This is a genomic window from Bacillus mexicanus, from assembly GCF_050445615.1.
Lineage (GTDB): Bacteria > Bacillota > Bacilli > Bacillales > Bacillaceae > Bacillus > Bacillus mexicanus.
This window is the reverse complement of sequence record NZ_JBCEYV010000001.1, coordinates 90,612-103,743: the sequence shown is the minus strand read 5'-3', so window position 1 is coordinate 103,743 and position 13,132 is coordinate 90,612. Positions and strand designations below refer to the sequence as shown.

The window sequence follows — 13,132 nt, the reverse complement described above, 5'->3', positions numbered from 1 at the left end:
GTTCTACCTCATCATTTTCTTTAATTTTTTGATGCCAGGAACGAGTGCGTCCATAAAAGGTTCTGCCACTTCGCTTGTTTGGCTGTAATGTAAGCTGATTCTGATGCTGCTTCCGGCAACTTGCTCTCCCTTGCCCATCTGTAAGAGAACTTTGCTGGGCTTATTTTCTTTTGCCGAGCAGGCTGATGTCGTTGAGACGAATATATGCTGTTCCTCGAGCATGTGTAAAAGCACCTCTGCTTTGATTCCCGGGACAGAGAAATTAATAATATGCGGCGCGCTATTCATTTGAGGCGTGTTGACAACAACGCCTTCAGTTTCACTCAGCCTTTTCATAAACAATTCCTTTGCAGCAGCCATCGTGCCAAGCCGTGTTTCAAAATCAGCAGCGGCAAGATTAATGGCTTTGGCAAGCGAAACCGCACCCGCTGTATGTTCCGTCCCTGCTCGTATGCCTTTTTGCTGAGAGCCTCCCGTTATTAGCGGAATAAGGCGTGTTCCTTCTTTTACGATAAGCGCCCCCGTCCCCTTCAAGCCGTGAATTTTATGCCCGGAAATCGAACAAAGGTCAATGCCGGACGTTTCAATAGCCAGAGGCACTTTATAGATGCCTTGCACATAATCGACATGAAACAAAATGTTCGGGTGCTCTTTCAGCATTTCTCCCGCCTCTTCAACCGGCTGTACGGAACCAACTTCATTGTTCACATGCATCATGCTGACAAGCACGGTATCCGGACGGATCGATTGTTTTAGCTCTTCAATTGATACAAAACCATCTTCGTTCACCGAAAGATAAGTAACATCAAACCCGAATAACTCTTGCAGCTGTTCTAACGATTCCGTAACGGACGGATGTTCAATAGAAGTGGCAATGATATGTTTTCCTGCTTTTATTTTTGACAAAGCCGCTCCTTTTAAAGCCAAATTATTAGCTTCTGTAGCGCCTGACGTAAATACAATATCATAATTCTTTAGGCCCATGGCTCTTTTTATCTGCTGTTTAGCTGCCTGAAGCAGCTGTTCCGTTTCAGCTCCATACCTGTGCAAAGATGAAGGATTTCCAAAATACCGCCGGCTTGTTTGTTTATATGTATTCAAGACGTCATCATAAGGTTTGGTCGTTGAACTATTGTCTAAATATAACATCTTTTTACTCCTTTAACATGAAAGCGATACAAAACTAATTTTATATGTTACCATAACAAATTATTGCTGAAAAAGTAAATGAAATTACTATTGACTTCTTCATTCATTCACATATAATTAAATTTGTTACTTTCGTCATATTATCTGACAATTAATTGACAGAATATTCTACCATAGTAAATTTAGGAGGACTTATACGTTATGAAATCATCAATATCAGCCAAGGAAACGATCGCCATCGGGCTTATGCTTTTTGCGTTGTTCTTTGGCGCAGGAAATATGATATTTCCGCCGGAACTTGGACAGGCAGCCGGGGAAAATGTTTGGAAAGCGATGACAGGATTTCTTGTGACGGGTGTCGGTCTGCCGCTTTTAGGTGTTGTAGCTGTTGCATTAACAGGTACAGATGCTAAAGGCCTTGCTGATAAGGCACATCCGGTCTTTGGAACCATATTTACAATCGTTCTTTATTTAACAATCGGACCGTTGTTTGCGATTCCGCGAACAGGCACTGTTTCTTATGAAATTGCGGCTGTACCTTTTGTTAGCGGCATGCCGGCATGGCTCACACTTCTTATTTTTACGTTTCTTTTCTTTGCTGTTACGTACTATTTGGCTTTAAATCCTACAAAGCTAGTTGACAGAGTCGGCAAGGTATTAACTCCTATTTTACTTGCTGTCATTGCAATCTTAGTCATCAAAAGCATCGTGACGCCTATGGGAAGCGTTCAGTCACCGCTTGAAACATATGCTTCCGGATCATTGTTTAAAGGATTTTTAGAAGGATATAAAACAATGGACGCACTTGCTTCTATCGTGTTCGGAATTGTTGTTGTGAATGCCGTTAAGGACAGAGGCATTACCAGCCGTAAATCAGTTGCTTCCGTATGTATTAAAGCCGGACTTGTGGCAGCAGTAGGACTTGGCCTGGTTTACGTTTCGCTCGCATACTTAGGAGCTACAAGCACAGATTCTATCGGACTTCTCGGGGCAGGAAGCAAAATTTTATCATCATCATCACAGCACCTGTTCGGATCTTTGGGAAATATCATTTTAGGCGTGGCTATCCTATTCGCATGCTTGACTACAAGCATTGGCCTTGTCTCTTCATGCGGAAATTATTTCTCAAAACTGATTCCTTCATTATCTTATAAAGCCGTTGTAACGATTGTCACTGTGTTCAGCTTTATTATTTCTAACTTTGGGCTGTCAAATATCATTTTGTTCTCAGTTCCTATTTTATCAGCTATTTATCCATTAGCAATTGTTATCATTTTGCTATCATTTATCGAAAAATTATTCAAAGGCAGACGTGAAGTATATATCCTTTGTTTGATTGCAACTGGTATTTTTAGTATTATCGATGGCCTGAATGCTGCAAGCATTCCGATCGGTTCTTTAAATAAGATTCTCAGTGAATCGCTGCCATTTTACAGCTTAGGGTTTGGCTGGGTCATCCCTGCAATCATTGGAGGCATCGCCGGTTATCTGATTTCTCTTGCTACCGGTTCAAATAAAAAGCCTGCTAATATCAGCTAGTAAAGACGAAAAGCCTTATTGGACATGCATCCAATAAGGCTTTTTTATGAATACAGATAAAAGGCCGGGCATTGATATGCCGGCCTTTTTTTATCTGCACTTTATTGATATTGCCGCTGTTTTGTCTTTTGTGATTCTATTTTTCGAACAGAACCTGGTGCGGCTTTTTCAACCGCGGCCGCTGCAATTTCATATGCTTCACTGTAGTCATATTCATAAAAACGTCTTTCCGCTTCTTTCAGCTGTTCAGATAAAATATGATTCTGGCTTCTGAACCGGTTTCCAAACTGAATGATTTTTTCAATGAGGATTACCTGCTCGACGAGTTCCTCTGATTCCCGGCTCGCCCTGTTGACGATTTCTTCTGCTTGCTGCAAATGGGCTCCGGCTTCTTCCATATTTAATGGAAGTTCGTTTAGTTGGTTGACTGTTTCTTGAATATGATGATATGCGTTTTCCAGCATCTCTTGAATATGGCTTGGAACGCCTGGAATATTGCTTGTCTTTAGCAATCTTGCTGTCTCAGAAATTGTTTTTTTCAAATTGCCGAGCGTCTCTCTCGCCTGAAGCTCTTCTTTTCTCAATGCTTGCAGGTTTTCACGGTATTCCGCATGCTCTTTTTTCACTTCTTCAATCTGCGTCTCTATTGAAGCAACCTCTTCTACTAAAAGCGAATAGGCGACGTGCTCTGCATCGAGCTTATCTTTAACAGATGAAAGCAGCTTGCCAATTTCATCAAGACGCTTTTCAAAAGCCTGCTGTTTCCCGAGCTCGCCAGCTGTCAATCTGTAGCTTTCCTTCACCAGCTCAGTTTCTGTCTTTGTATGTTCTTTCTCTTCTTTCAGCTTGTCATAAGCAATAATCAATTCAGGCATTTTGCTTAGGACAGATTGGCCAGCTTCGACTTCACCCTCCAGCTGCTGATAAACAGCTTGAATGTTTTCGTCTATGAGCTGCAGAATTGCAGAGGCTTCATCAATATCCAGCTCAGTCAACAAGACGTGTTCCGCCCGTTTCAGCTGATTTGACAGATTTTCCAGCTCCTTATCAAGCTGGATATGCTCAAGCCTATACCCTTTCTCTTTCATTTCGCGATAGCCGTCCTTGAGCTTCGCAATCTGTCCGGGCACCGTCTGTTTGCAGTCAGCTAACAGCTTCGGTACGTCATCTATATATGACTGAAGCCGATCAAGGTTACGGTCCTGCTCAAGCAGCACTTGTCGTGCGGCAATATAGTTTCCGCTTTCTGTTTCTTCCTCAAACTGTTTTATTCCGCTCCAAATGTCGTCAAGATCCTTTTCAAGGCTGTCATAGAGCTCTCCGTAAAGGTGGCTGTATGCGAGCAGGTTTTTTCGCGACTTTGAATAGCGTTCTCTCACCTGTTCAATCTCTTCACGGCTCTTTTCCTCACTTGTAACGAGGTCGCTGATTTCGCGAAGAATCTTTTCAATGTTCGATTCCGCAGCTGTCAGCAGGTCGTCGATATGAACGAGCACTTGATTAGCCTTTTTAAAACGGTATTTGTCTGCGTTTTCTTCGGCGTCATAAAGGAGCTCTTCGACCTTTGGCATGTGGGCTGTAACAATCTCATCCCATTCTTCACGCCACTTTTCAAAGAACTCTTCCGTCTGCCCCGTCATTTTTAAATGCTTGATTTTGGACATTTCTTCCACGATTGACCGATTTAGAATTTCAATCTTCCAGGATTCCAGCCGGTCAATTTCGCTGTAAATTTTTTTCCTGAAAAAGTAGCCTGCTGCAAACAGCGCAAGCAATACAATTAATAATCCAATGACAAACTCCATAATGAGCCCCCTTGCTGTTAACCTTAATCTGTCAGGGTGTTTTATTTATTCAGAAAGATTTCAGGATATGTATTGAGAAAAACTGTCGTTTTCATTGTTATTATGATACCATGTAACCAACATTTTTTGACCAGAAATCCAAAACTTTTTGTACGAAATCGGCAGGATTTGACTATTTTTTCATGGGGTGACACCAATGCAAAAGCGAGACGGACATATTCACACACCATTTTGCCCTCACGGCTCCGATGACACACTCAGACAATATGCTGAAGAGGCGCTAAAAAAAGGCTTTGAAACAATTACATTTACCGAACACGCCCCATTGCCGCCCTCATTTACTGATCCTACCCCGCTGAAAGACAGCGCAATGGCACAAGCCTCTCTGGAGCGCTATATCAATGAAATAACCGGATTAAAAAAAGAATATCGCGGACAGCTTACTATACAGACGGGCCTTGAGGTCGATTATATTGCTGGCTTTGAAGATGAAATCAAATTATTTCTGGATACATATGGGCCCTATTTAGATGACAGTATCCTATCCGTTCACTTTTTGCATGCAGGCTCTTCCTATCTGTGCCTTGATTATGATGAGCATACCTTTAAAGAGCTGATTTCAGCCTGCGGAAGTATTGAAGCTGTGTATGAGCAATATTACCGCAGTGTCTTTTCTTCCATTGTAGCACCTCTAGGCCGCTTTAAGCCAAAAAGAGTCGGTCATATCACACTCGTCCAAAAATTCATCAAACTGTTTCCATACAGCATGTCTGAATATATTCGCGGACTTGTTTCACAGTGCCTGAATGCTATTGAAAAAAATGAAATGGAGCTTGACTTCAATACTTCCGGCTTAAGAAAAACTCATGCTGGCGTCATTTATATCGAGGATTGGATGCTGAATGAAGCGAAGCAAAAAAAAATCCCGCTTGTGTTTGGGTCTGATGCCCATCAAGCGGGAGATATCGGGTACGCATATGACACGTTTTTGGAGCGGTTCTAATTGATCAGTGCCATGTCTCCTGTCCGGAAGACGCTTCTAATCCAAACTTTGATTTCTTCAAAATACATTTTATAAAAGTATGGCTCGTGCGGCTGCATGTAGAGCACTTCTGAGATATATTGAGGCTGGAGATATGGCATCATTAAGAGAGATTTTAATTGGAGAAGAAAATGGGGCAGCGGCAGCGTTAAATGTTCGCATCGTTTTTCTCCTTCCTCAATGACCAGCTGGAAGATATACTTTTCCTTCATTAAGTATGTGGACATGATTTCCCTGATTAGCGTGGAGTCAATCGTAACTTCCCGATAGACAAAACGAGTTAATTGACGATGGTTATGCTGATAGGATAAAATATCGAAAACCAATTGGAGAAGCTGTTCCTGCGTACTTTGAGAAGAGATAGTGCCTGCCGCTGTTTCAAGTGTTTTGCAATAGCCTTCATAAAACTCTGAAACTAAGTATTCCATCAAACCTCCTTTGCCTTTAAAATAGTAGGAGATGTGCGCAACATTTACATCAGCTGACTTTGCGATTTCACGGACAGATGTACCAGAGAATCCTTTTTGGTTAAAGAGCATGACAGCAGATTCAATAATTTTGTCTTTAGTGCTTACCTTCATACGGCTCACTCCTTCCTCTTGATATTATTCAAGCAGAAGGCCTTTGTTCCTGTAAGAACTTATCGACAAATGCCGGCAGAAAAGCCGGAACTCTGTTTTATATTATAGAAAAAGTGAGGGTTTTCCATGTTCCATGTCGAAAAACAATCTGAAGATAAAGAAAAAAACTATCAGCTTCTGCTAAAACAGCTCGAAGCCATCATCGAAGACGAAACAGATCCTATTGCAAACTATGCAAATGCTTCAGCACTTCTGTACCACTCGCTGCCTGAAGTAAACTGGGCAGGTTTCTATTTTGCCAAAGAAGAGGATGGACAGCTTGTGCTAGGGCCATTCCAAGGTCTGCCGGCATGTGTACGGATTCCTTTCGGCAGAGGCGTCTGCGGTACAGCGTATACAAATGGAAAAACAGAGCGTGTCGCAGATGTAAACGCGTTTCCGGGACATATCGCCTGCGATGCTGCGTCTCAATCAGAAATTGTGCTCCCGATTCATGTAAGCGGAAAAGTTGTCGGCGTCTTGGATATCGACAGCCCAGTGAAAAACCGTTTCGATGAAATGGATGAAAAATATCTTTCGCAATTTGCCGAAACGCTTGAAAAAGCGTTGGCACAGTAATCGAAAAGCCCAAAACAATTTTTGTTTTGGGCTTTTTATTTTATTGATTCATGAATCATCAAACGGTTTTTTCCGCTTCGTTTCGCGCTGTACAGCGCTTCATCAGCCTCATGCACAAGCTCCTTTAGAGACTTTCTCGTTTCTGCTGTCCAGCAGGAGATCCCGCATGAAATCGTTACCTCGGGTTTCGTACTATTTCTGACCGCATCAATCAATTGCTCAGTAATCCGTTTTCCCATCGCAACAGGCGCATTCGGCAAATAAATCGCCAGCTCTTCGCCTCCCCAGCGGGCGCCTACATCTTGCTTTCGGATGTTGCTTTTCATCACCGAAGCGACTTGAATTAAAATCTCGTCTCCAGTTTGATGACCGTATGTATCATTTACATTCTTAAAATTATCAATATCAACCAGGATAAAGACACCCTTTTGGTCGACTTTCATGCTGTATTGAATTTTTTCATCTAAATATGCCCTTGAATACAGTTCAGTCAGCTGATCCGTTTTGACGAGATGCTCAAGGCGGTCGCGAAGCATTGAGTTGGTTACAGCCAATGTTGCGTGATGAATCAGCGCTTGAAACAGCTTGTACATTTCAAATGTAAAAGCGTACAATTCCTGTTTCAATAAAACAGCAAAGCCTAAAAGCCTGTCATTCTCAATCATTGGAGCTGCCATCAGCGAGCCGTAGCCGGCCTTTCCAAAAATAGACTGGCCATTACCGTTGAAAATCCCTTTTTCTTCATACAGCTTCTCTTTCCATTCATCATATAAATCAAATGGCTTTTCTTCAAAAAACGCTGTGCTGCCAGGGAGCAATGCTAACTTTTCAAAATGGTCTATATGAAAAAAACCCACTTCTTCGGCCTGAAACGATTCTGCCATTCTTACAGCCAGATCATTCATCGTATCGGTCAATGTCAGTCCCTGATTCAGGCGGCGTGACGTTTCATTGATCAATTCCAAATTTGTGATGCTTGCTTTGGATTGTTCATAGAGCTGGGCATTTTCAAACGCTTTTCCCGCCGCGTTTGCTATCAGTGACATTTCATTAAGGCAGTCGTCGGTAATAAAACTGCCGTCCGTCCCCTCAGCCATCAGCACCCCATATGTTCCCTGTTGCCCTTTGATCGGAATGTAGGCCGCAGATTCATTTTTTCGCAACATATCCCCGGATAAATACACTTTGAGGGCAAAGGAATCGGATCCTTCTCCTTCCATATACAGCTCTTTTGCAGGAGCGCCTAAACATTGATCTTGATCGTGCGATATATAGAGGGAAAATTCAAAGAGAGAAAACGTGCGGGTCAAGCTTTCTAAAAGCTGCTTCAGCACTTCTGTCTGATCCAGCAGTGAATGGAAGAGCTCTGTCATTTTGTATATCTTTTTTTGATAGATCGTTTGATTATAGAGTTTTTCTTGTTTTATGGACTGGTTTAGAAATGAGGAAATCACGCCAGGAAGCCCTTCAGGCATCTCAATATCCTGCCTGCATTTCAGATGAAATCGCCTGCCGCCGGTGTCTTCAATCAAATAACACGAGGCTTTTACTTTCGAAGCTGAAAATGAAGCTAGATCATCCGCCTGTTTTGAAGCAGAGGCGGATGGTGCCGGTGTAAGCGAAACACAAAGGGATGAAAAACAGGTCTGAAGAGCCGAGGTAAGCCATTTGAAAGAGTCGGTGAATGTAACTTTTTCCGATTTCGTTAATAAAAAATCGAGCATATGAGAATGAAAGGCGGATAATTGTTCTTTTGTTTGTTTTACCATATTTTTATCACCTGAAAGTTTACCCCTGATTTTTGTTTATTATATCATAAACGGCGAAGTGATAATGAAGGAATGGTTGACTTCAAAACAAATAAATTATATAATGACCTTTGTGTGAAATATTGCAGCCTTTTTGTTCAGCTTCTATGTTTTCATTTTGTTCCTTATCTATAAGGTGTATCGTGTAACTCTCTGCTGCTGGAGCGAGGATACATGAAAACAAAATGTACATGGTCGAATAGAGCAGACGGTTTTTATTTTCCACAAAAATAAAACCAAAGGAGGAGTCACATTATGGCTCGCTATACAGGTCCATCTTGGAAACTGTCCCGCCGTCTAGGAATCTCTCTTAGCGGTACAGGAAAAGAATTAGAAAAACGCCCTTACGCTCCAGGTCCACACGGTCCAGGACAACGCAAAAAATTATCAGAATACGGTTTGCAATTGCAAGAAAAGCAAAAGCTTCGTCACATGTACGGTGTAAACGAACGCCAATTCCGCACTTTGTTTGACAAAGCTGGCAAACTAGCTGGTAAACACGGTGAAAACTTCATGATTCTTTTAGATGCTCGTCTTGATAATGTTGTGTACAAGCTAGGTTTAGCACGTACTCGCCGTCAAGCTCGCCAATTGGTTAACCACGGTCACATTCTTGTAGACGGAAGCCGCGTTGACATCCCGTCTTACCAAGTAAAACCTGGTCAAACGATCGGTGTTCGTGAAAAATCAAGAAACCTTTCTATCATCAAAGAATCTGTTGAAGTAAACAACTTCGTTCCTGAATACCTTACATTCGATGCTGAAAAGCTTGAAGGTACTTTCACTCGTCTTCCTGAGCGTTCTGAACTTGCTCCGGAAATTAACGAAGCGCTTATCGTTGAGTTCTACTCTCGTTAATCGTTAAAACCCCCTGCCGCTACGCGGTGGGGGTTTTTTTATCGTCTGTTTCGTCTATTGCCTCTTGCTCGCCAACACTATCCCGCGTCTTTTGGTCCCAATAATCCCGCTGAAGCCTCTCTTTTGCAATTGTGCACATGAGATTCATGGTCAGCGCTCCTTTCTAAAAGGTGGTGATGATCATGTTTGCCCTTTCTAATTTACTCTTTTCCTGTTATTCATATGCGCTAAACAAAAAAAATCCTTTGCCTTTAGCGGCAAAGGATTTTTTCTTATTGATACGTCACAAGGAAGTATTTTTTCTTTCCGCGGCGCAGAACAGTAAATTGGTCCTCAATGCGGTCTTCAGCAGATAAAATATAATTCACTTCTGTCTGACGTTCGCCGTTAATGTAAACAGCCCCGTTTTGAATGTCTTCACGCGCTTGTCGTTTAGAAGGAGATAATTTAGATTGCACCAACACATCGACTAGTGAAAGTTCTTGGCTGCTGTCAGCTTCCATTGATGGAACATCTTTAAAGCCGACTTTTACGTCTTGGGCGGAAAGCTCTTTAATATTGCCGCTGAACAACGCTTGGGAAATATTGATAGCTTGCTTCAGCGCCTCATCTCCATGAACGAGCGCTGTCACTTCTTCTGCCAGACGTTTTTGCGCTTCACGCTTTTCAGGCGCCGTTTCTGTTTTCTCAGCATATGCTTCAATATCCTCTTTTGATAGGAATGTGAAGTATTTCAAGTATTTGATAACATCACGGTCATCTGTGTTGATCCAGAATTGATAGAATTCATAAGGCGATGTTTTGTCCTTATCAAGCCAGATCGCGCCGCCTTCCGTTTTTCCGAATTTCGTGCCATCTGCTTTTGTGACAAGCGGAATGGTAAGACCGAACGCTTTCGCTCCCTCTTCTTCTGATTTTCTAATCAATTCAAGCCCCGCTGTGATGTTGCCCCACTGATCGCTTCCGCCGATTTGCAATTTACAGTTTTTATCTCTATATAAATTTAAGAAATCATAAGATTGAAGAATCATGTAGCTGAATTCCGTGTATGAAATGCCGGATTCAATTCTCGAGCTGACTGTGTCTTTTGCCAGCATGTAATTGATGCCGAAGTTTTTGCCGACATCACGAAGGAAGTCGACTACATTCATTTTGCCGATCCAATCATAGTTGTTCGCGATGACAGCTGGGTTTTCTGCTGCGTCGAAATCCAGAAATCTGGACAGCTGGTTTTTGATTTTTTGGGACCACTCGGATACGATGTCAGCTGTATTTAATGTACGCTCTGCCTTTTTCCCGCTCGGATCACCGATAAGCCCCGTTGCGCCGCCCACAAGCGCAATTGGATGATGCCCCTCGAGCTGGAAACGGCGAAGTGTTAAAATAGGCAGCAAGTGTCCGATATGCAAGCTGTCTGCTGTCGGATCAAAACCTGAGTACAGGCGGATTTTCTCTTCATTCAGCTGTTTATTTAATCCTTCTTCATCTGTCATTTGCTGAATCAATCCGCGGAAGGATAAGTCTTCAAGTAAGTTTGTCATAAGAAAAAGCTCCTTTTTTGATTAAAATAAAAAACGCCCCTTCGTTTACACGAAGGGACGATTGATTATCGCGGTACCACCCTACTAATAAGAGAACGTAAAACATTCGCCTTATCACTTTGCCTGATAACGGATCAGGTCCGTTCTTTCACTACTGAAAGCCTGGCCGGCTTTGTTTGCAAAAGCGGTTCATGAGTGTATTCGATATATCCGTCTGTACTGATTTTCACCGGCCATCAGCTCTCTGGAACGTAAGGATATCCTACTTGTCTCAATCTTTACCTTTTCATATGAAGCTATATCATTTTTAACATAAATAAAATTCCGTGTCAACGCCGCCTTTTTAATCCTCCATCGTCGATAGATCCCCAGCCGGCAGATCGAGCTCCCACGCCTTCAGCACACGTCTCATAATTTTGCCGCTCCGGGTTTTCGGAAGCTTATCTTTAAATTCAATCTCACGCGGAGCCGCATGGGCTGCGAGACCCTGCTTCACAAAGAGGCGGATCTCTTCTTTCAGCTGATCAGACGGCTCAAATCCTTCTCTGAGTGCGATGAAGGCTTTAATGATTTCTCCCCGCACCGGATCGGGCTTTCCGATCACACCTGCTTCTGCAATGGCCGGATGTTCGACAAGCTTGCTTTCCACTTCGAATGGACCGACGCGTTCACCGGAAGTCATGATGACATCATCGACTCTGCCTTGAAACCAGAAATACCCCTCATCATCCATGTAGGCAGAATCGCCAGACACATACCAGCCGCCCGGCATGAAATATGATTCGTACTTTTCAGGGTTATTCCAAATGGTGTGCATCATGGAAGGCCAGCCCTTTTTGATGGCGAGATTGCCCATTCGGTACGGCGGAAGCTCGTTGCCCTGATTGTCAACAATTGCCGCCTCTACACCGGGAATGGGCTTACCCATTGATCCCGGTTTAATATCCATGCAAGGATAGTTGCAGATGAGCTGGCTGCCCGTTTCTGTCATCCACCATGTATCATGAATTCGTTTGTTAAAGACTTTGTGTCCCCATCTGATGACTTCTGGATTTAACGGCTCCCCAACACTGAGCACATGCCTAAGTGACGTTAAATCATATTTCGCAGCCATCTCATCTCCTGCTCCCATCAGCATTCGAAACGCAGTCGGTGCGCTGTACCAGACGCTGACGCCTAGCTGTTCAATCGTTCCATACCAGCTTTCCGGACTGAAACGGCCGCCGACGATCACATTTGTCGCCCCGTTTAGCCACGGGGCAAAAATGCCGTATACCGTACCTGTCACCCAGCCTGGATCAGCTGTGCACCAGTAAATGTCTTCTTCCTTTAAATCAAGGACCCATTTTCCTGTCTGATATTGCTGTACCATCGCTTCATGGACATGAAGCACACCCTTTGGCGTTCCAGTGGAACCTGATGTATAGTGAAGCAGAAAGCCGTCTTTTTTGTCCATCCATTCGATATCCAGCCTTGTGCTCTCCTGTTTTGCCGCTTCGTCATAATGAATGATGTTTGCGCCGCTTTGAGACCCTTCACCGACTACGAATATATGCTGTAAGTGAGGCAGTTTGTCGGCCGGTATTCTCTTCAGCAGTTCAGGCGTTGTGACAACAACCTTCGCTTCGCTGTTTTCAAGCCGGTCCTTTACAGCTCCCTCCATAAATGCTTCAAACAGCGGTCCGGCGATGGCGCCAATTTTGATGGCGCCAAGCATAATAAAATAAAGCTCGGGTGATCTCGGCATAAAAATAAAAACGCGGTCCCCTTTTTCCACATTTCCAGACCGTTTCAGCACGTTCCCAGCTTTGTTAGATTCTTCCTTCATTTCTTTAAATGTGTATTTTTCATTCCGGTTTGCGTCTTTATAATAAAGCGCTACTTTGTTTTTTCGAAACGATTCGGCATGGCGGTCAATCGCTTCATAAGCCGCATTCAGTTTTCCTGTCTCATGCCAGGAGAAATGTTTCTCTGCCTCTGCCCAATCAAAATGCCGGTACGTTTCTTCATAATTTTTTAAATGATGATCCCCTTCCACTGCCGGTAACGCTTTCAAAGTCATGCCCAAACATCCCCCTTTGCTGAAGTTGTCACAATTATTATAGTATAAATTCACACTCTTCTCAATTTTTAAAATATAAACCGTATTGAAAACGTTTTATATTTTGTTATTCTTAAAGAAGACACATAT

General features: G+C 43.0%; 11 protein-coding genes and 1 other annotated feature. Of the genes, 4 read left to right on the top strand and 7 right to left on the bottom strand.

From position 1 onward, the window contains the following. Window positions 1-3 precede the first annotated feature (3 nt). The gene (locus AAGG74_RS00640; protein WP_429674239.1) at window positions 4-1,149 is read right to left on the bottom strand and encodes a cysteine desulfurase family protein; all 1,146 of its coding nucleotides are present in this window, start codon (window positions 1,147-1,149) and stop codon (window positions 4-6) included. A gap of 201 nt (window positions 1,150-1,350) precedes the next feature. On the opposite strand from AAGG74_RS00640, the gene brnQ reads away from it, so the two are divergent. Continuing rightward, window positions 1,351-2,688: a branched-chain amino acid transport system II carrier protein gene (gene brnQ / locus AAGG74_RS00635; protein WP_429674238.1), complete on the top strand. Its 1,338-nt coding sequence runs from the start codon at window positions 1,351-1,353 to the stop codon at window positions 2,686-2,688. A 101-nt stretch (window positions 2,689-2,789) separates the two neighbouring features. On the opposite strand, the gene ezrA is transcribed toward brnQ, so the two are convergent. Beyond that, a complete protein-coding gene (gene ezrA, locus AAGG74_RS00630) occupies window positions 2,790-4,493 on the bottom strand; it encodes a septation ring formation regulator EzrA (protein ID WP_429674237.1) in 1,704 nt (567 codons plus the stop codon). A 196-nt stretch (window positions 4,494-4,689) separates the two neighbouring features. On the opposite strand from ezrA, the gene hisJ reads away from it, so the two are divergent. Continuing rightward, complete coding sequence (gene hisJ / locus AAGG74_RS00625; protein WP_429674236.1) at window positions 4,690-5,496, top strand: histidinol-phosphatase HisJ; 807 nt, start codon at window positions 4,690-4,692, stop codon at window positions 5,494-5,496. Here the strand turns inward: hisJ and refZ are convergent. After that, a complete protein-coding gene (refZ, locus tag AAGG74_RS00620; RefSeq protein WP_162101120.1) occupies window positions 5,493-6,116 on the bottom strand; it encodes a forespore capture DNA-binding protein RefZ in 624 nt (207 codons plus the stop codon). The two genes, hisJ and refZ, sit on opposite strands and share 4 nt — an antisense overlap. A 126-nt stretch (window positions 6,117-6,242) precedes the next feature. On the opposite strand from refZ, the gene AAGG74_RS00615 reads away from it, so the two are divergent. Beyond that, complete coding sequence (locus AAGG74_RS00615; RefSeq protein ID WP_429674235.1) at window positions 6,243-6,734, top strand: GAF domain-containing protein; 492 nt, start codon at window positions 6,243-6,245, stop codon at window positions 6,732-6,734. Window positions 6,735-6,769: 35 nt separating this feature from the next. Here AAGG74_RS00615 and AAGG74_RS00610 read toward each other — a convergent pair whose 3' ends face one another. Beyond that, window positions 6,770-8,503, bottom strand: coding sequence for a sensor domain-containing diguanylate cyclase (locus AAGG74_RS00610; protein WP_429674234.1), 1,734 nt, complete (start codon window positions 8,501-8,503; stop codon window positions 6,770-6,772). A 294-nt stretch (window positions 8,504-8,797) separates the two neighbouring features. Here AAGG74_RS00610 and rpsD point away from each other — a divergent pair, with 294 nt between their 5' ends. Beyond that, a complete protein-coding gene (rpsD, locus tag AAGG74_RS00605; RefSeq protein WP_429674233.1) occupies window positions 8,798-9,400 on the top strand; it encodes a 30S ribosomal protein S4 in 603 nt (200 codons plus the stop codon). Between the two features lie 19 nt (window positions 9,401-9,419). Here the strand turns inward: rpsD and sr7p are convergent, their stop codons facing one another. The 3 genes from sr7p to acsA form a co-directional block, all read right to left on the bottom strand. After that, window positions 9,420-9,548: a small protein SR7P gene (sr7p, locus tag AAGG74_RS00600; protein ID WP_258894762.1), complete on the bottom strand. Its 129-nt coding sequence runs from the start codon at window positions 9,546-9,548 to the stop codon at window positions 9,420-9,422. 124 nt (window positions 9,549-9,672) lie between these two features. Further along, window positions 9,673-10,941: a tyrosine--tRNA ligase gene (tyrS, locus tag AAGG74_RS00595; RefSeq protein WP_429674231.1), complete on the bottom strand. Its 1,269-nt coding sequence runs from the start codon at window positions 10,939-10,941 to the stop codon at window positions 9,673-9,675. Between the two features lie 50 nt (window positions 10,942-10,991). Continuing rightward, window positions 10,992-11,229 (bottom strand) — a binding site (T-box leader). A gap of 55 nt (window positions 11,230-11,284) precedes the next feature. Beyond that, complete coding sequence (gene acsA, locus AAGG74_RS00590) at window positions 11,285-13,003, bottom strand: acetate--CoA ligase (protein WP_429674230.1); 1,719 nt, start codon at window positions 13,001-13,003, stop codon at window positions 11,285-11,287. Between the last annotated feature and the right edge of the window lie 129 nt (window positions 13,004-13,132).